This window comes from Enterobacter sp. CPE_E863 (assembly GCF_046521465.1).
GTDB classification, from domain to species: domain Bacteria; phylum Pseudomonadota; class Gammaproteobacteria; order Enterobacterales; family Enterobacteriaceae; genus Enterobacter; species Enterobacter adelaidei.
The window spans coordinates 2,108,217-2,133,545 of the sequence record NZ_JBKFZX010000001.1; the positions used below are offsets into that span (position 1 = coordinate 2,108,217).

The window sequence follows — 25,329 nt, forward strand, 5'->3', positions numbered from 1 at the left end:
CATTCCGAACGGTTACAGTCAGATAGGTTGAGTTCAACTTATCCACACGCAAAAGGAGTATTGTATGGTTTTGCCTGGAATGAACCCTGAGAGAAATCTCCCCGGCTATGATTTTGCACGCATTGCAGGGCTTGGGGCTGCAGATTTTGATTTCAACGCGCTAGGTTCCGCTATGGACTGTAATCGCGAATTTGCTAAGGCCGGGATCATTTATTCTGACGGTGCTCAACGCTACCTGGTTCGATCTGGGCAACGTCATGCTAATGGGCAAAGTGGCATTGTAACCCATGTTATTGTAACTAAAGCAACATCCCAACCATCCGCTTCTATCGTAGGTAAATCCTTGACTGATGCAGTGACATCCACATCCATGGGAACTGAGCTAGCATCAACGGTACTTTCATGTGGTGCGATGATCATTACTGGAGGCGTGATGCTTGCGGGCACTGCAGCAACACCTATTACCGCAGGAGGCAGTGGCGTCTTAGTGGCTATTGGCTACGCTGGTACCATCGCCACTGGGTTGCAATGTGTTAATGGCCTTTATCGTATCTATGATTTGGTTGAAAACGGTGGCGGAAATGTTGCCTGGCTCGATACGCAAGAATGGTACGTAGCAACCTCTACATCACTGGATTTAATTTCGTTAGCAAGTGCCGGAGGTGCATTAAAAGAAGCGATTACCACCTGGCGTGCAATGAAATCCATATCTTCTTTGAAAGCCACTGAGTGGTTGAAAAACTATCCTCGTCAGGATCGCGCTCGTTTGACCGAATTGATAATTCGCGCACAAAACCCGGGTATAAGTAACAAAGAGATTAAAGCTCTTATTCGCGCAGGTCTTTATCCGAAACGCTTTCCTACCGGACCGGTTCAGATAGAACTCACTCGACAACTTGGACAAGTGGTCACAAGTGCCGCGGCTCTGGCTGGGAGTGCAGTGAGTGGAGTTGTTGCAGCGCCCAGTAACATACCACGGACCGGTAAATACATTATCGGTACCATCCAGTCGCTGGCGGTATTCTGATGAGGTTTCTGAGTTTTTTAACCGGACGGGTTTTCCTGGATCTTCTGCAGCATGGCAGAGAGATAGAGGAAGCTATTGCTCGTCGTGATCCTCGTTTGTTGAACTATTCCACTCCCGAGATGGAACAGTATTTTTCTCGTCCCCTTAGCGAGTTGCCGCGTCAAAATCCTTACCCGGTAGCCACGTTGTTCCCTCTGTTTTTAGTGGTGTTTGCGTTTAACCTTTTGCCTTTTCTCCATACTATGCAGGGGTTATCTCCATTAAATCATGCACTGAGCTTTTTCGTACCATCATTAATAATGACAGGCGCGCTCATTGTTATAAGCGCGCTTCTGGCACGAGGGGCAACGTCGGGATTGCAGGGGTTTATGACGCTGTTCATAGTTATGCTGGTACTAACCCTCGTTCAGACGCTATATCTTCTGCTTTCCCATGACGGAAGTCTTTGGCCACTAGTCATCGCATTCTCCGCACTGTTACTTTGTCGGGTAGTAATGAATAGCAGTGGTTTTGTGCTGTTTACGCTGTATTGTCGTACTCAGCGTCTTGCCAGGCTGGCACGTGAAATGCGGCTAAAAATCCGTTAAAGAGGTGATGTGACGTTACCGAAAACTAAGTCGGGTTTTGATAATGGCGAACTCTTTGTAATACGAGGAAATACATGGCTGTCACGGTAAGAGCTTTACGCGCAGATGATTATTCTCAATGGCGTCCCCTGTGGGATGGCTATACCCATTTTTATGACTGCTACCTTGAGGAATCTGTTACCGCATCGACATGGGAAAGGGCGTTATCAGATCGTTCACAGATGTTCTGCCGCGTAGTAGAGAAGAACGAAAAGGTCATCGGTTTTGCGATGTGCATTCTGCACGAAGGAACCTGGTCGACAGCGCCCATTTGTTACCTGGAAGATCTGTTTGTCGATGCCACCGAGCGCGGGGCGGGAGCCGGAAAGGCGCTCATTGATGCTCTGATAGAGGAAGGCAAACGGGAAGGGTGGTCAAAACTATACTGGGTCACCCGGGAGAACAATCAGGCGCGTAAACTCTATGATAAATATGGTGAAGCTGACGATTACGTCCGCTATCGCCTCTCCCTGTAAATCTGTAACGCCTGTGTTTGTATCACACTGTATCAGCGCCCGGGATACATACACAGGCTTGCAATAAACCCGCTTTCGCACATATCCGCTATACATTGAGGTGTTGTTATATCCCCGTGAAATGTACTCAACCGGAGATACCAACATGTTCAGCAAACTCGCGTACTCAACCCTCGCACTGACCGTTTCTCTTGGCACGGTGATGTCCTGTCAGGCCGAAGCCACCGGCACAAACTTCGCGTCAGCTTTTGATCATCCACTGCAAGTTAACGCCGGCGATCTGAATGTCGGTTATGTCGACATCGGCCCCAAAAATGGTCAACCGGTCATTTTATTACACGGCTGGCCTTACGATATTCACAGCTACGCCGAGGTAGCGCCTGCGCTGGCGGCCAAAGGCTACCGGGTGATTGTGCCTTCTCTACGCGGCTACGGCACCACGCGCTTCCTGTCTGCAAAAACGCCGCGCAACGGCCAGCCTTCGGCGATGGCGAAAGACATTGTTAACCTGATGGACGCTTTGAATATCAAACAGGCGGTGTTCGCGGGATACGACTGGGGTGCCCGTACGGCGGATATCGTTGCGGCGCTTTGGCCAGAGCGCGTTAAATCACTGGTGTCGGTGAGTGGATATCTCATCAGCAGCCAGCAGATTGGCAAACAACCGTTGCCGCCAAAAGCCGAACAGCAGTGGTGGTATCAGTTCTATTTCGCCACCGAGCGTGGTGCTGAAGGCTATGCCAAAAACACGCATGATTTCGCGCGCTTAATCTGGTCGCAGGCATCGCCTGACTGGAAATTTAGCGATGCAGCCTTTAACGCCAGCGCCAAATCCCTTGATAACCCGGATCACGTCGCAGTGACGCTCAGCAACTATCGCTGGCGTTTAGGGCTGGAAAAAGGGGAGCGTAAATACGACAGCTACGAGCAAAAACTGGCGACTTTGCCGAATATTACCGTCCCGACCATTACCATTGAAGGCGGAAATAACGGTGCGCCGCACCCGGCACCGCAGGCCTATGCAGGTAAATTTACCGGTAAATATGAGCACCGCACCTCCGGCGCAACCGTGGGGCACAACCCTCCTCAGGAAGATCCACAGGATTTCGTCAAGGCGGTTATCGACGCGGATAAGCTGTGATATGTGCTATTTTCAATACGTTACCCCTCAGTCAGGAGAGTTCGGTGGAGCATATTGATCATATCCTTGTCGTCGATGACGACAGGGATATTCGTGAACTGATTGTCGACTATCTCATTAAGTCCGGTTATCGCGCGACCGGTGCGGCAAACGGTAAAGAAATGCGTGCCGTGCTGGATAAACAGCATATCGACCTGGTAGTGCTGGATGTCATGATGCCCGGTGATGATGGACTCACCCTGTGTCGACAGCTTCGCAGCGGCAAACACAAAGATTTGCCCATCCTGATGCTGACGGCGCGCAGCGAAGAGACGGACAGGATCCTGGGACTGGAAATGGGGGCGGATGATTACGTTGTGAAGCCGTTTGTCGCCCGTGAGCTACTGGCACGTATCAAAGCAATTTTGCGGCGGTTTCGCACAATGCCGCCCAATTTACAGGTGACCGAGGCAGGACGACTGGTGATGTTTGGCGAATGGCAACTGGATACCGTCGCCCGCCACTTAATTGACCCGGAAGGGGTGATCGTGGCGCTCAGCGGGGCGGAGTATCGCCTGCTGCGCGTATTCCTCGACCATCCTCAACGTGTTCTCTCCCGGGATCAGTTACTCAACCTGACGCAAGGGCGAGACGCCGAACTGTTTGAACGTTCTATCGATTTGCTCGTAAGCCGGGTTCGCCAGCGTCTGAATGAAGATGCACGCACGCCTGCCTATATTAAAACCGTGCGCAGTGAAGGCTATGTTTTTACCATGCCCGTGACAATCAAAGAGGTTAATGAATGACGCTTTGGCCACGCTCACTGCTTGCCCGACTGCTGATCATTGTGCTTGCGGGTCTCTTGCTGGCCAACGCCCTGAGTATGACGCTGGTCATGGTTGAACGAATGCACAGTGCCCGCACGGTGATGCTCGGTAATCTGGAATACGATGTTGCAACCAGCGTGGCCATTTTAGACCGGTTACCCGCCAGTGAACGCGCGGCCTGGCTTCCGCGGCTTGAACGGGGTAACTATCGTTATATCCTCGGTGCAGGTGAGCCTGGCGCCGCGCCGACGGATAAGCGTTCTCAGGATGCCATCCGAACGTTAAAAGAGACCCTCGCGGCTGACTATCCGCTCAGTTTTACCGCGGTTCCGGGTTCTGTTTCCCATATTCAGGCACATCTCACATTGCACGATGGCTCGCCGCTGACCATTGACCTGATCCCCCGAATGCCGCCGGTCGCAAGCTGGCTACCTGTTGTTCTCATCCTGCAACTTTTGCTCCTTGCTGCCTGCTCCTGGATCGCGGTGCGACAGGTGATACGGCCTTTTTCACAATTTACCCATGCGGTAGATACGCTGGATCCTTCGGCAAATGCTCCCATGAAAGAGAAGGGACCGGTTGAAGTACAACGAGCAGCGCATGCCTTCAATGCAATGCAGGCTCGCATCCAGTCCTATATCAAAGACCGCGCGCAGATCCTCGCCTCCATTTCTCACGATCTCCAGACTCCAATAACACGCATGAAACTGCGTGTCGAAATGGCTGAACAACCTGAGCTTCGCGACAAGCTATTAAATGACCTTGATAACATGTCGCGTCTGGTGCGGGAGGGGATTGCATATGCCCGTTCATCAGAATCACTGGAAGAGACGTCGCTGAAACTGGAGTTGAACGCGTGGGTGAATAGCATAGCGTGCGATTATCAGGACATCGGTAAAAACGTGCAGTTTCAGGCAAGCGAGGCTCGTTTACCCGTTGTTACGCGCCCGCAGGCGCTTCGTCGGGTGATGACTAATTTGCTGGATAACGCTCTGAAATTCGGCGAGCGTGCCGTCATCGCTATAGATGATTCGTCTACCGAAGAGGTGGTCATTCACATCATGGACGGTGGGCCGGGAATACCCGAGGCCGAGCTCGCGGCCGTGTTGCAGCCTTTTTATCGGGTTGAAACATCGCGCAACCGTGACACCGGCGGAACCGGGCTTGGTCTGGCTATTGCCGCGCAGCTCACCGCCCAACTCGAAGGAAAGCTGAAGCTGGAAAACCGTGCAGAGGGAGGGCTCGACGTCTCCATTGCACTGCCTCGACGCTAATTGTACGGCTTTGTATCTCTCAGGGAGACAGATACAGAGCCAGACAAAACCCCAGGTTTTACACATATCCTTAACACATCGGTACGATGAAATAGCCTCACTGCAGCGTTGCAGCATCTGTCATGTGAGGTCACTATGTTTCTGATAATCGCTTTTTTAGGTGGGATGATAAGCCTGCTCAGTCCATGTACGCTCCCGGTTATTCCGCTCCTGTTCGCCGGCTTTCAGGGGCAACGACGACATATTCTGGCGCTCTTTGCGGGGATGATCGTGATGTTCACCCTGGTGGCGATGGCCGTCACCGTCGCCAGCGAGTGGATTGCAGAGGCAACCATTATCGGGCGCTGGGTCGCGCTTGTCATTCTGGCTATCGCCGCACTGAGCTTAATCTCTCCGTCCTTTGCCCGGCGTATTGCGCAGCCTGCCGTCAGCGTGGGAAATGCCCTCAATACCCGAAGCGGGCAAACGCGCGGTATAGCATCGGCTTTTCTGGCCGGACTAGCCGTCGGGTTGCTCTGGTCTCCCTGTGCCGGGCCGGTTCTGGGCGCCATTTTCAGCATTAATATTGCGGGGAATTCAGCTATTGCGACAGGGGCTCTGCTGGCCGCCTATGGCAGCGGATGCGCGCTGATGCTGGGATTGCTTATTATCGGCGGGCGCAAACTGTTGGCACCGCTGAGAGCAAAGTCGGCGATGATGGAGAGATTACGCCAGGCTGCAGGGGGCGTGATGCTAGCGGCTGTGGCTTTGAATGCAACAGGCGTAACATCCATATTGAAAGGCGCTAACGGCGTTGCCGACTATCTGGAAACATCGTTGATGAATCTGGCAAAACCAGCAACCACACCGGTGAAGCTTCAGCCAGTCGTGATGGCGGAGCCCAGCAGTCAGTTACCTTCGTTAAGCGGTGGAACAGGGTGGATAAATGGTGACAGTGTCACGTCTGAATCACTGCGCGGTAAGGTAGTGCTGATCGATTTCTGGACATGGGACTGTATCAACTGCCAGCATACGCTCCCGCATGTGCGTGACTGGGCGACAAAATACCAGTCACAGGGTCTGGTGGTGATTGGGGTTCACACGCCCGAATACCCCTGGGAAAAACCGCTTTCCTCGGTAAAAAATGCGGTGAATAAGTGGCAGTTGCCCTATCGGGTTGTGACCGATAACAACTATCAAATCTGGAATGCTTTCGGCAACCAGTACTGGCCCGCACATTACTATTTTGATGCGAAAGGGCAGTTACGCTACACCTCTTTTGGCGAAGGCAACTATGAACAGCAAGAGAAGGTCATTCAACAGCTGCTCAAAGAAGCCCGGTCATAAGCCATCAGGGTTGACGTTTAGCAACAATAAACAGCCGTGGAAAAGCCAGCAGTATCTGCCCGTTTTCCTGGAGCGGATACTGCTCTACCAGTAGTTCATGGTAGCGTTTCAGAAAATGTTTCTGCTCGCTCTCATTCAGCTCCTGCAGCCAGGGGCGCAAACCGGTGGCGCTGACCCAGTCAATAATGGCCTGGTGAGAGCTCATTTTATGAAAATACGTTGTCCGCCAGATATCTACGTCACAACCGGCTTCTGACAAAATATCAAAATAGGCATGTACGCCGGGCAACGGTTCACGACCACGATCGGGGTAATCTTGCTCCAGCGCCACTTCACGCATCGCCACATGGGTGGGTTCGAGCCAGTTGTCAGGCATCTGGATCGCCAGCACGCCATTTAACATAAGCAAAGAGACAAGGTGAGGCAGGAGATCGTAATGGTCAGGGATCCATTGCAGCGATGCATTAGCGTAAATCAGACTCAGCGGCTGGCCGGGCTTATACTGGCGAATATCGGCTTCAACAAAATGGCAGTCAGGTAACGCCTTGCGTGCTTCTTCCAGCATCGCAGGTGAATTATCAACCCCAGTGATATGTGCCGAGGGCCAGCGATGCTTTAACAGGGCAGTACTGTTGCCTGGCCCGCAGCCCAGATCAACGATGGAGGAGACCTCATCCAGTGGAATTCTGGCGAGCAGTTCAGCGGCAGGACGCGTTCGTTCTGCACCATATTGCAGGTAAAGGGAAGGGTTCCAGTCAGCCATTGTCAGATCTCCGTTTTGCATGTTTTTGCAAGAATAGCACAGGCAGACACCTGCACAGTGGCAGGTGTCATGACTCAGGCAAATTACAAAATGCCTTTCAGTGCAACATGGTAAAGCAGCATGATGGTTTTCCCGTCGACAATCTTACCCGTTTCAATGCCCTGTAATGCTTCTTCCAGCGTCATTTCGAGTACATCGATATCTTCGCCCTCAGCCTTGATCCCGCCGCCTGAGCTGGTTTTGTCTTTCGGATGGTACTCGGCAAGGTAAAAATAGAGTTTTTCCGTGACGGATCCCGGGCTCATATACGCTTCAAAGATTTTCTGCACGCATGAAACGCTAAACCCAGTTTCTTCTTCCGCTTCTGCTTTAATGCGGCTCTCTGGATCCATGTTATCGAGCAACCCGGCAGCGGCTTCGATCAAATCGTCCTCGTGGCCGTTGATAAATACAGGAAAACGGAACTGGCGGGTCAGGATCACCGTCTTTTTCTCACGGTTGTAGAGCAGGATTGTCGCGCCGTTACCCCGGTCATAAACTTCACGGTTTTGCCGCTGCCATTCGCCATCACGGCGCTGCAGGTCAAAGGTATATTTTTTAAGGACATACCAGTTATTTGACAGCGTTTCACTGTCAATAATGCGTACATCTGCACGTTTTGATTGCACGATTGTTCCTCCTTACGTAGAGTAATCATCATAACCAGCATTATCGTGCAACTTCAAGATTAAACATGCAACACCAGGAATCCTAATGCTCACCAGTCAGCGAAAACAATTGATTATTGAAAAGCTCGAAGCCGAAGGGCAGGTTCAGTCGAAAGCGCTCAGCATTCTCTTCGATGTCTCTGAAGACACTATACGGCGCGATCTACGTGAGCTGGCGGCAGAAGGGCGTTTACAGCGCGTTCACGGTGGCGCGCTACCGTCATCTTCCGCTATTGCTCCGTTCGCAGAGCGTCAATTCGTTAAGATGGATGCGAAAAAAAAGGTGGCTCAAAAGGGTGCACAGCTCATCTCTTCGGGTCAGGTGGTGATCGTTGACGGTGGAACAACGACCGCCGAACTGATTACGTTTTTACCTCCTGACTTGCACATCACCGTGGTAACGCACAGCCCGAGTATCGCTCTGGGACTGGTTAATCATCCTTCTGTCGAGGTGATTCTGATAGGTGGCCGCCTGTATAAACACTCTATTGTTGCGGTCGGTGCGGGTGCCATTGAAGGTATCGAAAATATTCACGCAGATCTGTTCTTTATGGGAGTGACCGGCATCCACCCTGAGGCGGGACTGACGACCGGTGATTTTGAAGAAGCGTGCATCAAACGTGCATTTTCCGGCAGAGCCGCCGAGACGGTTGTCCTGGCCTCACCGGAAAAAATAAACACCGCATCATCGTTTGTGATTGGCGATGTGTCTCTGGCGAATACCATCGTTATCGATGGCAACACCGATGAGGACTGGATCCGTGCGATATCGGAAAAAGGGGTATCTATCATTGCGTAAGTGAAGGGCTGGACTATGCTAAAAAAGCGATCGGCCTTGATTTGGCTTTTTGAAAAATAACGATAATTCTCGCGTTTTCGGTGGCGAATATGAACAGGATTGTGCTCGCGCTTTTAACGTGTTTTCTCTTCTCTGTGCTTGTTAATTCCCATGCGGCGGAACCTCGACAGGAGCCCACTGAAAAGGAGCGCGCTCGCACGGTTTATATTTTCCATCAACCGATCGTCATGCTACAGGCAAAGTTCGGTCTTACCACGCCAGAAGAACGGGTGTTACGCATCCGCAATACGCTACGAAATTTCACTGAAGCTGATGTTCGCGAACCGCTAAAGATTGTGTCAGTAAATCGTTATAACCAGCCGGGACGGCTCATCGTGATGAACGGCAAACCGGTGATGCTACTGACAGCAGGCGATCTCGACGAGGGAGACGATCTTACGCTTGACCAGGCGGCGCAGCGCGTACTGGCGCGTATGGAAGCGCAACGCTCAGCCTTGAGCGATCAGTATAACAGCGGCTGGCTGGCGCTATCGGCGGTGAAGACCGTAGCGGGACTGCTGGCACTGGTGCTGTTCTGGTACGGCACATACCGTTCATGGCGCTGGATCAAACGTGTTTATCGCCGGCGTATTTTTGAGAATCGAAGCTGGATACCTCAGCGCTGGCGGCGGTTTATCGGTGCTATCGAAACGCGCCTGTATGCGTTGTTGATGATTTTACTGGGAATTGTCGCACTCTATGTCTGGCTGAGTTGGACCTTCAGCCTGTTCCCCTGGACGCGCGTCTGGGGAGAGTCTCTGGGAGAGTGGTCCGTACGCGTGGTACGCGATATCGCGCTGTCTATTGTCTCAGCGTTACCGGGCCTGTTGATTGTTCTGATCATCTTCCTTATTACCGCCTTCATTTTGAAGTTGTTAAAGATGGTACTCAATCAGGTGGAAGCAGGGCGTTTGCAACTGCCCGGTATCCATCCTGAAACAGTTGGTGCAACCCGCAAGCTGATTTCAGTCGTGGTGTGGCTCTTTGCGCTTTCGGCAGCTTATCCTTTTTTGCCCGGGGCCAATTCACTGGCTTTTAAAGGCATCAGTGTTTTCTTTGGCCTGATGCTCACGCTAGGCTCTGCCGGGGTGATGAACCATGCAATGAGTGGTCTGGTTTTGATTTACTCGCGTGCTCTCCGCAAAGGAGACATGATTCGGGTGGCAGATAACGAGGGGCTGGTAAGTGAAATTGGTATGCTTGCAACCAAAATTATCACCCGTGAAAACTACGTGGTTACCGTGCCGAACGCTGTCGTGGTAAGCGGTAAAATTACCAATTTGAGTGCGCAAAGTACAAACGGTGGCGTTAACCTGACTGTCGGCGTCACCATTGGTTACGACACGCCATGGCGTCAGGTGCATGCAATGTTGGAGTTGGCGGCCAAACGTGCCAAAGGAATCGATCTTTCACAGCCACCGTTGGTGCGACAGTTGAGTCTGATGGATTGGTACATTGCTTATGAATTACAGGTACGACTGCTGCCGGATTTGTCACTGGCAGATGGCCGTAACGAACTGCACAGCAATATTCAGGACGTCTTCAATGAATTTAACGTGCAGATCATGTCTCCGAACTTTGTATTGCAACCGGAAAACAGTGTGATGGTGCCAAAAGAGAACTGGTATAGCGCACCAGCGACGCCACCTGAAAACGGAAAATGATGAACAGCGTCTGGAAGGTACTTTCAGTGGGCTCAATGACCAGGGCAATGACAACAGATAATGTGTAGATTTTCCATGGATTCATATTTGTCAAAGCTAAGTAGAGATGTCCGGGGTGGGGCAAAGTTCAAATGTCCTTTGATAATATTGAATTCCTGGATAAAAATCGCATCTTAACCTCTTCGTTTGAGTACCTTGTTGGGTTGACCCCGTATTCGCTTTATTTGTAGTATTGGGCTGCTTTGAAGTGTTTCATGTTCAAACGCGACGTGTTCTGTAAGTTCTTCCTGACAACAGAGCCGACAATATATACACATCCGCTATGGAGAATCTGACAACCGCTATGCGTATTACGCCACCCTGAGTTTTTCCTTCCTCTGTCGTACTGAGCAAGCCTCAGCACGCACTCAATAACATCCCGTCTGCGGATGTGCTTTACCGTACGTAAAAATGTAGCCCTCCAGGGCTGACTGTATCTAAAAACTGAGAAATTACTATGTTGCTGTCCTCGACGCGTAAGGACTGGCTGGGTAACGTCCGTGGTGACGTTCTGGCCGGTATTGTTGTCGCGCTCGCACTCATTCCAGAAGCGATCGCCTTTTCCATTATCGCCGGTGTTGATCCCCAGGTGGGCCTCTACTCGGCGTTCTGTATTCCTCTCGTTATGGCCTTCTTTGGCGGACGTCCGGCGATGATTTCGTCCTCCACCGGTGCAATGGCTCTCCTGATGGTGACGCTGGTGAAAGATCATGGCTTACAGTATTTACTGGCTGCCTCCATACTGACCGGGGTATTCCAGCTGATAGCCGGATATCTGAAGCTTGGCGGGCTGATGCGTTTTGTTTCACGCTCAGTGGTCACGGGGTTTGTTAATGCACTGGCAATACTGATTTTTATGGCCCAGTTGCCTGAGCTGACCAATGTGACATGGCATGTTTATGCCATGACTGCGGCAGGGCTGGGGATCATCTATCTCTTCCCTTATATCAACAAAACCATTCCTTCACCGCTTGTGTGCATCGTGGTGCTGACTGGGATTGCCATGTGGCTGCATCTGGATGTGCGAACCGTCGGGGATATGGGGAAACTTCCCGACAGTCTGCCGGTCTTCCTGCTCCCGGACGTGCCTTTAAATCTTCAGACGCTGCTCATCATCCTGCCATATTCTGCGGGGCTTGCGGTGGTTGGCCTGCTTGAGTCGATGATGACCGCCACTATCGTGGATGACATGACCGACACGCCAAGCGACAAAAACAGGGAGTGCAAAGCTCAGGGCATCGCGAACATCTGCACATCCTTTATCGGAGGAATGGCAGGCTGCGCGATGATTGGGCAATCTGTTATCAACGTAAAATCCGGTGGACGCGGACGACTTTCAACCCTCACGGCGGGCGTGGTGCTGCTTTGCCTGATTGTGTTCCTGCGCAACTGGGTCTCCCAAATTCCGATGGCAGCGCTGGTCGCGGTGATGATTATGGTTTCCATCGGGACATTCTCCTGGCGCTCCATTGCCAACCTGCGGACACACCCCCTTTCAACCAGCGTGGTCATGCTTGCCACCGTCGCGGTTGTGGTGGCAACACATAATCTGGCCTTCGGTGTGCTGACCGGTGTACTGATTGCTTCGCTCAATTTTGCCACTAAAGTATCCCGGTTCATGCGTGTAACCTCAGTTCTGGGGGACGAGCCGGACGTATACCGTCACCGGCCAGGTATTCTTTGCATCAGCAGACCGCTTTACGAGCCACTTTGATTTCCGTGAAGCGATTGAGAATGTGGTGATAGACGTTTCACATGCCCATTTCTGGGACATCACGTCCGTCAGCGCCCTGGATAAGGTGGTCATTAAGTTCCGTAGAGAGGGCGCCGGGGTTGAAATACGTGGGATGAATGAAGCCACCCGCACCATCGTTGACCGGTTTGGTGTTCACGATAAACCTGAAGAAGTCGAAAAACTGATGGGCGGTCATTAACAGACTGGAGGGAAAACTATGAATAATACTGTTACAGCCTGTGTGGACGGTTCACTTTCAACGCGGTCAGTGTGTGAATATGCGGCGTGGGCAGCCCGCACTTTGCAATCACAGCTAGCACTGTTGCACGTTATCGAAAAAGACAGCACCCCGGTAGTGTCAGACCTGACCGGCACTCTCGGCATAGACAGTCAGCAATTGCTGACCGATGAGCTGGTAGAAATTGAAGGGCAACGTAATCGCCTGCTGATGGCCCAGGGGAAAGCAATACTGGAAAGTTGTGCTGAACTGCTTCAAAAACAGGGAAGCCCGGATGTGCTTTTGATGCAAAAACACGGTACACCGGATGAAGTTCTGGCAGAGCTGAGCGACCTTCGTCTCATGGTGCTGGGGCGTCGGGGTAGCCAGCATCCGGTAGGCTCTCATCTGGAAAGCGTTATTCGTCTGCAAAAGAAACCCCTACTGGTTGTTCCGGAGAACTACTCAGTGCCTTCCAGAGTCATGCTGGCTTATGATGGCAGTGAAGAAAGCAGGAGTAACCTGGAACGTCTGACGATGAGTCCCTTACTCAGGGGGCTGGAGTGCCACCTTGTCATGGTAAACGGTAAGAAGGAAGAGCTGCTGACCGCACAGCAAATTTTACGTGACGCGGATATAGAAAACAGCACAACACATCTTACCGGGCAATCAGTCGGGGACGCGCTTATTCGTTACGCCGAGGAAAATGCTGTCGATCTGATAGTGATGGGGGCCTCGGTCATTCCAGGTTGCGGCAGTTCTTTATCGGTAGTCATACCTCCGAAATGCTGCAAAAGACGCAACAACCGCTTCTTATCCTCCGTTAGCACTGATTATCTTAAATAAAAAAGGGCGAGTTCTCTCGCCCTTCGTCACAAGAACACGTTTAGTTCAGCCGGTTACCTTTTTCATCAACTACCTTCTCACCGTCCTCTTTCGTGAACGCGCTTTTCTGCGCATCGGGAAGAATATCCAGCACGACTTCAGAAGGGCGGCATAGCCGGGTACCCAGCGGCGTTACCACGATAGGGCGATTGATCAGAACAGGGTGCTGCAACATAAAATCGATTAACTGCTCGTCAGTAAAGCGGTCTTCCGCCAGCCCTAACGCTTCAAAAGGTTCGACATTCTTACGCAGCAGCGCTCGTACCGTGATCCCCATATCCGCAATGAGTTTTACCAGCTCAGCTCGTGATGGTGGGGTTTCAAGATAATGAATAACGGTCGGCTCTGTACCGCTGTTGCGGATCATTTCAAGGGTATTGCGTGACGTGCCGCAGGCCGGGTTGTGATAAATGGTAATGTTGCTCATATCAGTATCTCATTACAAAGTGAAAGACAGACGAAGCGCCAGTGCTGCAAGCGTGACAAACAGCACGGGGATTGTCATGACAATGCCCACCCGGAAGTAATATCCCCAGGTAATTTTGATATTTTTCTGCGACAGAACGTGCAGCCACAGTAACGTTGCCAGACTGCCGATAGGGGTAATTTTGGCCCCAGGTCGCTGCCGATGACGTTGGCGTAAATCATCGCTTCTTTGATAACACCGGTCGCTGTGCTGCCATCAATCGACAGCGCCCCGACCAGCACGGTCGGCATATTGTTCATCACTGATGACAGGAAGGCCGTCAGGAAGCCCGTACCCAGCGTTGCCGCCCACAATCCCTGCTCTGCCAGCTGATTCAGCAAGGAAGAGAGATAGTGGGTCAGACCGGCATTTCGTAAGCCGTAGACCACCAGGTACATCCCCAGCAGAAGATAACGATTTGCCAGGGCGCACCACGCAGCACCTTACCGGTGTTAATGGCATGCCCTTTTTTCGCAACAGCAAACAGAAGCAATGCACCAGCGGCTGCGACCAAACTGACCGGTACGCCCAGCGGCTCCAGTCCGAAGAATCCCACCAGAAGCAACACCAGAACCAGCCAGCCGGTTTTAAAGGTATTCACATCACGTATAGCGTCTTTCGGTTCTTTCAACAGAGAAACGTCGTAAACGGCGGGAATGTCCTTACGGAAAAACAGATGCAGCATCACCAGCGTAGCCGCAATCGCGGCCAGGTTAACCGGGACCATCACGGCGGCATATTCTGAGAAACCAAGCTTAAAGAAATCCGCCGAGACGATATTCACCAGGTTTGAGACAATCAGTGGCAGGCTTGCCGTGTCAGCGATAAACCCTGCGGCCATGATAAACGCTAAGGTTGCTCCCCGGCTGAATCCCAGCGCCAGCAGCATCGCGATAACGATAGGTGTCAGGATCAGTGCCGCACCGTCGTTGGCAAACAGTGCCGCAACCATCGCACCAAGCAGGACGATCCAGGTGAAGAGCAGCCGCCCCCGGCCATTCCCCCAACGGGCAACGTGCAGCGCGGCCCATTCAAAGAAGCCGGATTCGTCGAGCAGAAGACTGATGATGATCACGGCGATAAAGGTGGCGGTCGCATTCCACACTATCTGCCAGACCACCGGAATATCCCCAGATGAACGACGCCAGTCAGCAATGCCAGAATTGCGCCCAGTGAGGCACTCCAGCCAATCCCCAGCCCTCTGGGTTGCCAGATAACCAGGACGAGCGTGAATAAAAAGATAGCACCAGCCAGTAACATCAGAAACTCCATTCACATTTGTTTATTCGGATATATATATCGCCATCAGCAGGAGACAGATGCCACGCTACTGAGCTTGTTGCGTATGTTTTCTCGTTCACAGTTCCAGGCTGTATCAATAATACCCGCAGCCCATGCTGGCATGTGTGGCGACAGTCGGTAATGCACCCATTTTCCTTCGCGACGGTCGATGACCAGCTCGGCTTCACGTAAAGGGCCATATGGCGAGAAATTTTTGGCTGAGACTCTGCGGTTGCCGCACAGATGTCACAGACGCACATTTCACCGGACTCCTGAGAAGCATCACGATAGTTGAACGGGTCTCGTCGGCGAGCAGTTTAAAAAGCTGAACAGGCTGTAGCATGCTTAACCTCGTAAAAATAACAATACATATGGTATTTCATATGTGATAACTTTTAAAGCATAGCTTATGAAATGGAGATTTTTTATGACCGACTTACCAGCAATCGAACCGGCTTATTTTGATGATGCGCTTGCCAGCAAACTTACGGGCAACAACGAAACCATGCCGCGAATTCTCATCCTGTACGGTTCAGTACGAGAGCGGTCCTACAGTCGTTTTGCAGCGGAAGAGGCCGGGCGGTTGCTGGCAAAGATGGGGGCTGAGGTGAAAATATTTAACCCATCCGGTCTGCCGTTACCCGATGATGCGCCCGAAAGTCACCCCAAAGTGCTTGAACTCCGCGAGCTGGTCAGGTGGTGTGACGGAATGGTCTGGAGTTCTCCGGAAAGACATGGCGCCATGAGCTCGGTGATGAAGGCCCAGATTGACTGGATACCCCTGAGTGAAGGTGCTGTTCGTCCTTCCCAGGGTAAAACGCTGGCCGTCATGCAGGTTTGTGGTGGTTCACAGTCGTTTAACACGGTCAATCAGATGCGGATACTTGGCCGCTGGATGCGGATGTTCACCATCCCCAATCAGTCGTCAGTGCCAAAGGCATGGCAGGAATTTGATGATGAAGGGCGCATGAAACCCTCACCCTGGTATGACAGGATTGTCGACGTTACCGAAGAGTTGTTCAAAATGACGTTACTCCTGAAAGGGCACACAGCCTACCTGTCCGACCGCTACAGCGAAAGGAAAGAGAGTCATCAGGAGCTCGCGGCACGGGTCAATCAGGCCAAAATCTGACAGCCAGGCATGCCCGGATGGATTACCGGGCTTTAAATCGGTTTCTTCCCAAATATCTCTTCAGAGCGTGACTGAAGTTTCACCAGGGCATTGAACATATCGTCCTGATCCAGGGAACGCTGGGATTTCTTCGTCGTGGGAGCTTTACGCCTGCGAGAAGGGCCGTCTCCGGATGGTACGGATTGCGACCGGTTATTATCCCGCTCGGCCTGGACCAGCTGCGCCATTTCCAGGGCCCGCCCCAGACGTTTGTTATCCACAATGGCCCCTGATCGATTTCAGAAAGCTTGTCATAGGTGGAGTAGGGAAGTGATACGCCATTAAGCCGGAGCTCTTTATGTCCATCCGGGTAATGCCAGACATCGATGTATTTACCAATCGCCCGACGACTGAATTCGCTGTCTTCAATCAGATAAAGGACTTTGTCGTATTGCACTGTGAGTGATTTCGACACTTTACGAGCTTCACGCCAGTTAAATACCATATCAAGATCGTCATGACATCCAGTTCCCGATGAACATCAAACGCCTGGCGAGGCGCTTTTGCGAAACGACGGTTGTAATCGTTCATGAACTCTTCGGCAAATGCGTTCGCAGCTTCCATGGAACTGATGCCCTGGAGCCTGAGCTCCTTGACCAGTCGGTCCTGAAGCGTCAGGTGCGCCCGTTCAACGCGGCCTTTGGCAGCACTGGTTTCTGCACAAATGGTCTGAATGTTCAGTTCATGCATCGCACGGCCAAACTGGGTATCGCCGTCGCCGCCGGTTGCATTTTTATTGTTGATCCTGAATACGCTGGCTTTGTCGCTGTACAGCGCAAGCGGTTTGCCATGTTTTTCAATATAGCCCCGGGTCGCTTCAAAATAGGTGAAAGTAGACTCAGATTTCACGAAAAGAAGCTGCATTAAACGACTGGTTGCGTCATCAACGTAAACCAGTGCCGTACACTTAGGTCCCCGATTTTCAAACCAGTGGTGGTCGCAGCCGTCGATTTGTATGAGTTCACCGGCACAGGCACGGCGGTAACGAGGTTGCTGAATTTTTGGCGCACGTTGCTTACGTGGGACCCACAGACTGGCCTGAGTCATCAGCTTACGGACGGTTTCTTTGGAAAGATGAACACCGTGCACCTCAGACAGTTTTTCACAGGCCAGCGTCGGACCGAAATCGTTATAGCGTTCGCGAATAATGTTCAGCGCGTATGCGGCCAGTCCCTGAGGCAACTGGTTGTTACTGGATTTACCACGACGGCGGCTGGTCATGCCAATCGGACCATCTTCACGATAACGCGCAAGCAGACGACGGCACTGACGGTCGGAGATACCAAGCCGCTGAGCTGCCATTTGTGTTGTCAGACGCCGGTCGATGACATCCTGAATGATTTTGAGTCGGTTAACTTCATCCAATGTGAAAAACTCCGCTGCGAGAGCCGTCATGGTAATCCTTACTTGATTATACACGCCGGACATCTTAACTTAGCCATTATCGGACATTACAACTTTGCTACTACAATATTTGTCAAAGCAAGTTTAAAATGTCACCTCTTTGTGCAAGATAGAAAGGGCACTTTCAGCCTATGTAATCATATTAATGTGACTGCTGCGTTATCCCACTCAACCAATTAATAAAGCAAAAGTTAAATATGAAAGACTGGAATAAAAATATAACGAAAACATCTTAATATGGAAATATCTGTGTCAACGGGATCTTTAGTTATTGAATATCTGGTTCTAAATAGGTTCTACATTCAACGGGAAGGGAAACCAAATATCTATATGTTTTTATAAATACCATTACGTGGCAAACAACAATCTGCATATTTTTTAAAGAATCTCCACATGGACAAATATTTTCTGGCGATAATACTCCATCATGTTCTTTCGCCTTAAATCTCCAGGTCGTAATATTGAAAATTTGATGTGGGGATTGTATGTATTTGACAACACTAATTAAAGTTGAATAGTTATAATGATCACCATCATTGGAGAAAAAAACACTACATTTGTTAACGGGATTACTAACTATGTCATAAGTAATTAATTCAAAATCGATCACTTCATCAAAGCAAAGAACTCCATTATAAAGTTTATTTTTAACATGACCACAATCATTAATAAAACTACGGGTTGTATTACATACTGAACATTTCACTTCTTTTATTATTTCACGAGAACTACCGAAGATTTTATATGGGAATAACGCCTGCCAATTACATACCATTCTCGCTAAGAAGTTAACACCATAGAAATTAACCTCAGGCAGAAACTCATTATTTTCTTTAATATGTATTAAGGCTTTGTTGAATAAATCGAACTTTTGCTGAGTTGAAGGATCAGATCACGCATCTTCCCGACAACGCAGACCGTTCCGTGGCAAAGCAAAAGTTCAAAATCACCAACTGGCCCACCTACAATAAAGCCCTCATCAACCGTGGCTCCATAACTTTCTGGCTGGATGATGAAGCTATTCAGGCCTGGTATGAGTCGGCAACGCCTTCATCACGGGGAAGACCTCAGCGCTATTCTGATCTCGCCATCACCACCGTTCTGGTCATTAAACGCGTGTTCAGGTTGACCCTGCGGGCTGCACAGGGTTTTATTGATTCCATTTTTACACTGATGAATGTTCCGTTGCGCTGCCCGGATTACACCAGTGTCAGCAAGCGCGCAAAGTCGGTTAATGTCAGTTTCAAAACGCCCACCCGGGGTGAAATCGCGCATCTGGTGATTGATTCCACCGGGCTGAAGGTCTTTGGTGAAGGCGAATGGAAAGTCAAAAACATGGCCAGGAACGCCGCCGTATCTGGCGAAAGTTGCATCTGGCAGTTGACAGCAACACACATGAAATCATCTGTGCAGACCTGTCGCTGAACAATGTGACGGACTCAGAAGCCTTCCCGGGTCTTATCCGGCAGACTCACAGAAAAATCAGGGCAGCATCGGCAGACGGCGCTTACGACACCCGGCTCTGTCACGATGAACTGCGGCGTAAGAAAATCAGCGCGCTTATCCCGCCCCGAAAAGGCGCGGGTTACTGGCCCGGTGAATATGCAGACCGTAACCGTGCTGTTGCGAATCAGCGGCTGACCGGGAGTAATGCGCGGTGGAAATGGACAACAGATTATAACCGTCGCTCGATAGCGGAAACGGCGATGTACCGGGTAAAACAGCTGTTCGGAGGTTCACTGACACTGCGTGACTACGATGGTCAGGTTGCAGAGGCTATGGCCCTGGTACGAGCGCTGAACAAAATGACGAAAGCAGGTATGCCTGAAAGCGTGCGTATTGCCTGAAAACACAACCCGCTACGGGGGAGACTTACCCGAAATCTGATTTATTCAACAAAGCCATGTATTAAATCTATTTCTATCCTTTCAAGTTCTACCCATGCTTCATAAAAATCACCTCTTGTAAGTAAATTAATGACTTGAATATATTTTAAATGGGCTAGTAAAATTGTTTTGTATAAAAACAATCTGTTTGATTCATTATTCAAGCTCAAGGATTGAGCTTTTTTAACTCAGCATTAAGATAATCAAGAATAGCACTATCTTCTTGAGTAATACACATCCAACGCTTTAACTTTTCGTGAATATTCATAATATCTATATAGATTTTTATTTGATTTTGTTAATTACTTTTAAAACATCGTCTACTTTTCCAGAAACAGTGTATTTCACATGTTTTCCTGATTTATTTTTTTAATTATAGAGACTTTAACGTCTATATCTCTAGTTCCAAAGTTATCAATTTTTTTCTGAATATAATTTGAAACAAGATTTACTAAAAAGGTATCATTACTGATGTGGCAAAGAAAGTGCCTAACGCTAACGTTATACTGTTTAATTGCAGGTACGAAACACCATTAGAATCTCCGTACACTTTAACATTAGAATGTGATTGCTTGGTGAACTGGAAAAAAATCCAGTGCATTACCTCCAGTAATTTTGAACTATCAAAAACGATCGCAATCTCATCATCTTGAGGTTCATATGAAGAAATGATTTTTACCTCTTCAATCTTCATCACTCATTTCACTCAAAGTAATGGGGTTCATTCTCAACTCCTTGTTTTATATTTTTACATTCAAATTTTACTATACGACTGGTTAATTGCTCCTGTCCAACACACACCAGAGTTCATATGCTTAGCATACAAGGGACCAATGCCAGTAGCGACAGGCTAGTGTGTCAAAAAACCACATGAAGATCAATCTCCTGCGGAAAATTTGGCCGCAATTAGTTTCATTGTCCTTTCCATGCCTTGATAAACTGTCGCATCTGTAATGTTTAACCTTGCGAGTTCCTTAAGTATTCTAGCTTTGTTTCTGATCACTATTTTTTCTACTTTAAACTCTTGCATAGCATCATCAGGGTTTGAAACTAAATCGGGATAAACAGCATTATTCCCAAATAATAAGAATGCACCTGACTGTGATGACATCCTTTCATTATTATTTCTTCCTTTAACGAAAATTAACCTTTCCAAATCTGATGGTATAATTACATCTTTAAAATAAGGTTTTTCATCTTTAATGTAATGTATGAGTTTTTGACAAGCTTCAGTTTTATTGAAAGCCTCCTTGTCCATTTTACAATCCAGCTGATCTTTCAGTGTTTGACTTAGCATTGATATATTTGATATGCAACTTACTGTATCAGAGTCAAAGAATTTTATACGATCCCTTTTGTTTTGAAAATAATAACATGTCCATCAACCTCATTTGTATTTTCATTATTACTAATGTCGCAACAAGCGAAATACAGAGCGATTAGTGGATTTGATGTTATATCCAACAAACGAGTTGGTAGTCCGTAGTGTTGCATCCTTACTAACTTGTCTAGCATTGTTTTATCATCAACAAACTCAGTTGGCCTTGCTGTTAGGGCTTCACGGACTAAATTTGATTCACTGTGCAAATGCTTGAAGTTACCTTTTTGTTTTTCCTGAAAACTGATGGAGCCAACTCGTAAGATACATCAGAATGTCCACGATAAAATATTTCTGCATCTTCTTCATGATCTTGTTCTAAAACACGCGCCATGAAACTTTGAACATTATCTATTATTGGGTAGTTATCAACTTCATCAGGAAGTGCTTCAGTAGGAGGAAGTGGTGTACTTCTTGTCGTTATATTTAGAAGTGCTAATGTTTGATTTAAATCACGTGCTTTTATTCCCCAGTGAGTCCGTTTCAGCCCATATGCACCTAATTCTAAAGCTGTTTGATATAACTCTTTGTTTATCACTACGACATCATCTTGTGAGTGAGTGATTCTGAAATCAAACTCAACATTTTTGTTAACTGTTCGTAGATTTGAAATTACACCAAGTCGCAAAGTAATGTATTCAACATTGTCTCGGGAATAAAGTTCTGACATAAAAAGCGTAGGTAATTTCTCAATATAAGATAATGCTTTATCATTCAAAGGCGTTAACTTCAACCGGATGTCATCAGAGGTGCCTTCTAACATACGTGATATAGGAAAATCACAACTCCACTAACCCGTTCATACATGGGCCAATGTTCAAAATAGTCAGGTTCTCCGCCCATAATTAGATTAAACATTAAAACTAAATCCTTATATTTTACTTAATGAATTATTTACAATCCAATCAATTGCGCCAGAGGTGCGAATCCAAGGCTTTATATTATGATTCACATAATAAATGGCTTCATCCATTCCACCTAACGTGATATATCCACTGTTAGACTTGATCTGTAATCTGCACTTCGATAACAAGCCGGGGATGTGTCTATTAGAATCAATCGCAGCTTTAGCGATATCATCGGCATCCGGGGATGACTGTCGGTAGGCGAGTAGGGCGCGTGTATACTGAAAAAACGAACGCATATCCCCAGGATAATCGTCCAGTAGCAAGGCCAGATCATCCACCATTTCAAGCTCAAGGTAATAGTTCGCTAATAAATGACGAATCCCCTGGTTATCGTTCGGGTTGAGCTTCAGCATTTCGCGGCTATGAGCCATAGCCGGATAAAAATTACCAGACTCCCATAAGGCCTCAGCCAAAGCTGCTTTTGCTCTCATATATGGACGTGTTTCGACAAATCCCCAGAAACGTCCTGCGAACTCCTGAAAATCCTCGCCAAGTGCAATGCTGGCTGCGTACAAAGCAGTCTCCAGCTTCCCGATTTTTGACTCAGGAGGTTCTTGAGATATCTCGCAGTAGAATGAGTATGCGTCAGCACAGAGCGGGGATTTCTTGATAGCTTTTCTGATGAGTTTCAGCACAACTTCCAGGTCATCATTTTCCCAGGCATCGAACATGAACTCCTGAGCCGCAACCAGATCTAGATGTAATTGCTCAGAGCTGACAGCAGTTTTATACAAATCAACGCGCTTTGTAGTCGGGAATTTAATCATCTCAAGTATCCTTTTGGGGACTCACTGTTCCGGTACTTTGCAGCACTGATGGTCGATTCTATCGCTTTGAACTTGCCACAAACAAGCTCGGGTCTGCCAGAACGGGATTGATAGCCCGGAGCTGTTCCTGGATGCGCACCTGAGCCTTACGGCTGGGCGATTTTTTGCTTCGTTCCCGTTTGCCTTCGCTTTCCCGCTCATCCTGTTTTACCTGAGCCAGTCGGAGTACAGTCCCGAGACGTTTGTTATCAACAATCTGCCCCTGGTCGACACAGGCCAGCTTATCAAATGCCTGGCACTTAAGGCTCCGGTGCCCATAGAGGAAGGCGAGGGTGCCATCGGGATAATCCAGTACTTTAATTTTTTCACCGGCAAGACGGCTATTTTCTTCTGTGGTGTCCATGAGATAAAGGATCTTATCGTACTGGAAGGTCAGTGATTTCGACACGGTACGAACATCATGCCAGGCAAAGATGTCTCTTAATTCATCGGGGCTTTCCTGCACCGGACGATGCAAATCTTTGGGGAACTTAGCCGGTCGTGAAAACCGGCTGTTAAAGTCAGCGATGAAAGTGGCAAGCCAGGCATTTGCGGCCTCAATGCCGGTTATACCTTCCAGACGCATTTCTTTGATCAGCCGATCCTGAAGAAGTGTCTGATTCGCACGTTCCACGCGGCCTTTAGCTTCAGAGCTGTTGGCACAAATAAGCTCGATTGCCAGGTCATAAAGCACACGTCCGAACTGGGTAACGGTGGTATTGCGTTTCTCCGGACCACTGACGCGAAATATTGCGTGTTTGTCACTGTACAGCGATACCGGCTTCCCATGCTGCTCGATGTATTCCCGGGTTGCCAGCATGTAGTCAAAGGCTGTTTCTGACTCGCTGAACCGCAAATGCATCAGACGCCCGGTGGCATCATCGATAAAGACCAGCAGGCAGCATTTTGGCGCACGGCCTTCAAACCAGTCATGGTGGGAGCCGTCGATCTGGATAAGTTCACCCAGACAATCACGCCGATGTCGGGGTTGATAAACCCGTGACTTACGGCGAGCATGCGGGACCCAGAGTCCGTCAGACGTCATCCAGTTGCGGACGGTCTCGATTGAAAGCCGGATATTATGGCGCTCTCTGAGTTTTTCTGCGGCCAGTGTGGGCCCAAAGTCACTGTAGTTTTCACGTATCAGCGTGAGTACTCGTAGTTTGAGAGATTCGGTCAACCGGCGGTTGCTGGGCTGGCCGCGTTTGCGGCTGACAAGTCCTTCAGCACCAGAAACTCGGTAACGATTGATAAGTCGTTGCGCCTGACGTTCTGAAATGCCAAGCTGTGATGCTGCATCACGACGGCGTAGACGCTTTTCACAAACTGCCTGTATCACCGGTAGGCGGTGGATCTCTTTATCTGACATGGTCACCAACATGCGTTGAGCCCCTTAGAATTGCATTCAGTTTAGCTTACTCTAAGGTGACGTTTCTATCTGGATAAAAAGTGACATTACTAAATGGTTCTAACAATATTAGTGCGCATAATGTATATTATGTTAAATTAAGTCTGTCGTTCATTTAGTTCATAACCGCCCGCAGACAACGACTAGTCATACACTTACCCAACCCTTCAACTATAGCAAGATGGCTTCTGGCTTTTTCACATTCCTGCTCCAGTCGTTTAAATACTTTTGTATTCATGCCCAGGGCGATTATAGAGAAGCCTGCTTTATAGCAGGCTTCTGCTTTTGAATTAGTCTTCAGTGGACTTGTTCGCCCTTCCCGATGGCTTTTTATGCCCATCATTGATGTTGTAACTGTCGGGTGTGCAGAAGCGCCCTTTTGGCATTTTCAGCTTATTATTTTCAAAATGTTTATACCAGCGCGAGGCTGTAGCCCAGATGGCTTCAGGAGTCGATGCACGAGTTTCCAGCCCTGGGGTGAGATCCATCCCCGCACCACTATATAAACTTTCCAGCATGCAGGCGGTAGGCAGCCCAATACCATCATTAATCGGCGTGGGAGTTCTTGCGACACCCCACGCAAAAGCCAGCCAACGGAGAATATGCTCAAGTGCGTCAATATAGTTGCGTCCCCTCTGAAAATGAGGAAGCGAATTCAGTACGTCTTCTTGAGCTTTTGGAAAAGCTATCAATGCGATATTTTTCCAGTGCTCAGAATCCTTAAAAATTGAGACCGGTGATTCCACAACGCCATTGCGCTCAGTGGCAAAAAAACCTCCCTGGGGTTGGAAAAGTGGAATATGCAGCACTTTCGATTTATCCACATTTTCAGCATTAGCGCACAGCAGCGCCGAGGTAGACCAATACGAAGGCAACATATCAAAGCGCAGCTGTGACTGGCCAGCACGAATTCGCCACGACAACGTATCCGTACCACCAAGCAGCAAAATGTATGACTGCGCCAAAGGCTCTTTACCTTTAAGCGCATTAAAGGCACGTAACAACCACTCAAGGTTGTTCTCATTATCGGCGCGTTTTTGCTCAACCAGTTTAGGGTTCTTTTCTGACCCTGGGGCATAATTCATGACCATTATTAT

The 25,329-nt window shown here is 49.1% G+C and carries 19 protein-coding genes and 6 pseudogenes; 13 read left to right on the forward strand and 12 right to left on the reverse strand.

Annotation, left to right across the window (positions count from 1 at the left end):
• The first annotated feature begins 64 nt into the window (after positions 1-64).
• From ACLHV8_RS10420 to ACLHV8_RS10450, 7 genes are all read left to right on the forward strand, one after another.
• Positions 65-1,027: a hypothetical protein gene (locus ACLHV8_RS10420; RefSeq protein ID WP_028017403.1), complete on the forward strand. Its 963-nt coding sequence runs from the start codon at positions 65-67 to the stop codon at positions 1,025-1,027.
• Complete coding sequence (locus ACLHV8_RS10425; protein ID WP_049005514.1) at positions 1,027-1,614, forward strand: hypothetical protein; 588 nt, start codon at positions 1,027-1,029, stop codon at positions 1,612-1,614. The genes ACLHV8_RS10420 and ACLHV8_RS10425 overlap by 1 nt, the downstream gene beginning before the upstream one ends.
• Before the next feature lie 74 nt (positions 1,615-1,688).
• Entirely contained in the window at positions 1,689-2,129 is a 441-nt protein-coding gene (locus tag ACLHV8_RS10430; RefSeq protein ID WP_208594725.1) for a GNAT family N-acetyltransferase, read from the forward strand.
• A gap of 145 nt (positions 2,130-2,274) precedes the next feature.
• Positions 2,275-3,270 carry an alpha/beta fold hydrolase gene (locus ACLHV8_RS10435; RefSeq protein WP_208594724.1) on the forward strand — a complete coding sequence of 332 codons (996 nt, stop codon included), beginning with the start codon at positions 2,275-2,277 and terminating at the stop codon, positions 3,268-3,270.
• Between the two features lie 44 nt (positions 3,271-3,314).
• On the forward strand, positions 3,315-4,055 hold the full coding sequence (locus tag ACLHV8_RS10440; protein ID WP_128347722.1) for a response regulator: 741 nt from the start codon (positions 3,315-3,317) through the stop codon (positions 4,053-4,055).
• Positions 4,052-5,350 carry an ATP-binding protein gene (locus ACLHV8_RS10445; protein WP_208594723.1) on the forward strand — a complete coding sequence of 433 codons (1,299 nt, stop codon included), beginning with the start codon at positions 4,052-4,054 and terminating at the stop codon, positions 5,348-5,350. Before ACLHV8_RS10440 ends, ACLHV8_RS10445 begins: the two co-directional genes overlap by 4 nt.
• A gap of 135 nt (positions 5,351-5,485) precedes the next feature.
• Positions 5,486-6,676 carry a cytochrome c biogenesis protein/redoxin gene (locus ACLHV8_RS10450; protein WP_208594722.1) on the forward strand — a complete coding sequence of 397 codons (1,191 nt, stop codon included), beginning with the start codon at positions 5,486-5,488 and terminating at the stop codon, positions 6,674-6,676.
• Positions 6,677-6,680: 4 nt separating this feature from the next.
• Here ACLHV8_RS10450 and tam read toward each other — a convergent pair whose 3' ends face one another.
• Together tam and ACLHV8_RS10460 are read right to left on the reverse strand one after the other, a co-directional pair.
• Positions 6,681-7,439 (reverse strand): trans-aconitate 2-methyltransferase, encoded by a 759-nt coding sequence (tam, locus tag ACLHV8_RS10455; RefSeq protein ID WP_129325030.1) that lies wholly within the window; start codon positions 7,437-7,439, stop codon positions 6,681-6,683.
• A gap of 83 nt (positions 7,440-7,522) precedes the next feature.
• On the reverse strand, positions 7,523-8,107 hold the full coding sequence (locus ACLHV8_RS10460; RefSeq protein WP_049005520.1) for an NUDIX domain-containing protein: 585 nt from the start codon (positions 8,105-8,107) through the stop codon (positions 7,523-7,525).
• 85 nt (positions 8,108-8,192) lie between these two features.
• Between ACLHV8_RS10460 and ACLHV8_RS10465 the strand changes: the two genes are divergently transcribed.
• The 4 genes and pseudogenes from ACLHV8_RS10465 (at position 8,193) to ACLHV8_RS10480 (ending at position 13,466) form a co-directional block, all read left to right on the forward strand.
• Positions 8,193-8,945: a DeoR/GlpR family DNA-binding transcription regulator gene (locus ACLHV8_RS10465; RefSeq protein ID WP_028017394.1), complete on the forward strand. Its 753-nt coding sequence runs from the start codon at positions 8,193-8,195 to the stop codon at positions 8,943-8,945.
• A gap of 89 nt (positions 8,946-9,034) precedes the next feature.
• Positions 9,035-10,648 carry a mechanosensitive ion channel family protein gene (locus ACLHV8_RS10470; RefSeq protein ID WP_208594721.1) on the forward strand — a complete coding sequence of 538 codons (1,614 nt, stop codon included), beginning with the start codon at positions 9,035-9,037 and terminating at the stop codon, positions 10,646-10,648.
• Between the two features lie 496 nt (positions 10,649-11,144).
• Positions 11,145-12,621, forward strand: a pseudogene (locus ACLHV8_RS10475) (SulP family inorganic anion transporter).
• An 18-nt stretch (positions 12,622-12,639) separates the two neighbouring features.
• Positions 12,640-13,466: pseudogene (locus ACLHV8_RS10480) on the forward strand (universal stress protein).
• Between the two features lie 59 nt (positions 13,467-13,525).
• Here ACLHV8_RS10480 and arsC read toward each other — a convergent pair.
• The 3 genes and pseudogenes from arsC to ACLHV8_RS10495 all read right to left on the reverse strand — a co-directional run bounded on the left by arsC (position 13,526) and on the right by ACLHV8_RS10495 (position 15,614).
• A complete protein-coding gene (gene arsC, locus ACLHV8_RS10485; protein ID WP_000065802.1) occupies positions 13,526-13,951 on the reverse strand; it encodes a glutaredoxin-dependent arsenate reductase in 426 nt (141 codons plus the stop codon).
• Positions 13,952-13,963: 12 nt separating this feature from the next.
• Positions 13,964-15,250 (reverse strand): annotated as a pseudogene (locus ACLHV8_RS10490) (arsenic transporter).
• Between the two features lie 45 nt (positions 15,251-15,295).
• A pseudogene (locus ACLHV8_RS10495) lies at positions 15,296-15,614 on the reverse strand (metalloregulator ArsR/SmtB family transcription factor).
• A gap of 84 nt (positions 15,615-15,698) precedes the next feature.
• On the opposite strand from ACLHV8_RS10495, the gene arsH reads away from it, so the two are divergent.
• Positions 15,699-16,403, forward strand: a complete 705-nt coding sequence (arsH, locus tag ACLHV8_RS10500; protein ID WP_000130816.1) for an arsenical resistance protein ArsH — start codon at positions 15,699-15,701, stop codon at positions 16,401-16,403.
• Between the two features lie 32 nt (positions 16,404-16,435).
• Here the strand turns inward: arsH and ACLHV8_RS10505 are convergent.
• A pseudogene (locus ACLHV8_RS10505) lies at positions 16,436-17,837 on the reverse strand (ISNCY family transposase).
• Positions 17,838-18,725: 888 nt separating this feature from the next.
• Here ACLHV8_RS10505 and ACLHV8_RS10510 point away from each other — a divergent pair.
• Positions 18,726-19,693, forward strand: a pseudogene (locus ACLHV8_RS10510) (IS5 family transposase).
• A gap of 916 nt (positions 19,694-20,609) precedes the next feature.
• On the opposite strand, the gene ACLHV8_RS10515 reads toward ACLHV8_RS10510, so the two are convergent.
• The 6 genes from ACLHV8_RS10515 to ACLHV8_RS10540 form a co-directional block, all read right to left on the reverse strand.
• Positions 20,610-20,990: a hypothetical protein gene (locus ACLHV8_RS10515; RefSeq protein ID WP_227807621.1), complete on the reverse strand. Its 381-nt coding sequence runs from the start codon at positions 20,988-20,990 to the stop codon at positions 20,610-20,612.
• 83 nt (positions 20,991-21,073) lie between these two features.
• On the reverse strand, positions 21,074-21,319 hold the full coding sequence (locus tag ACLHV8_RS10520) for an FRG domain-containing protein (protein ID WP_410392119.1): 246 nt from the start codon (positions 21,317-21,319) through the stop codon (positions 21,074-21,076).
• A complete protein-coding gene (locus tag ACLHV8_RS10525; RefSeq protein WP_410392120.1) occupies positions 21,298-21,873 on the reverse strand; it encodes a hypothetical protein in 576 nt (191 codons plus the stop codon). Before ACLHV8_RS10525 ends, ACLHV8_RS10520 begins: the two co-directional genes overlap by 22 nt.
• Positions 21,874-21,981: 108 nt before the next feature.
• Positions 21,982-22,785 carry a hypothetical protein gene (locus ACLHV8_RS10530; protein ID WP_000589340.1) on the reverse strand — a complete coding sequence of 268 codons (804 nt, stop codon included), beginning with the start codon at positions 22,783-22,785 and terminating at the stop codon, positions 21,982-21,984.
• A gap of 58 nt (positions 22,786-22,843) precedes the next feature.
• Complete coding sequence (locus ACLHV8_RS10535) at positions 22,844-24,193, reverse strand: ISNCY-like element ISLad2 family transposase (protein WP_410392136.1); 1,350 nt, start codon at positions 24,191-24,193, stop codon at positions 22,844-22,846.
• Between the two features lie 329 nt (positions 24,194-24,522).
• Entirely contained in the window at positions 24,523-25,323 is an 801-nt protein-coding gene (locus tag ACLHV8_RS10540; protein WP_208594720.1) for a hypothetical protein, read from the reverse strand.
• Between the last annotated feature and the right edge of the window lie 6 nt (positions 25,324-25,329).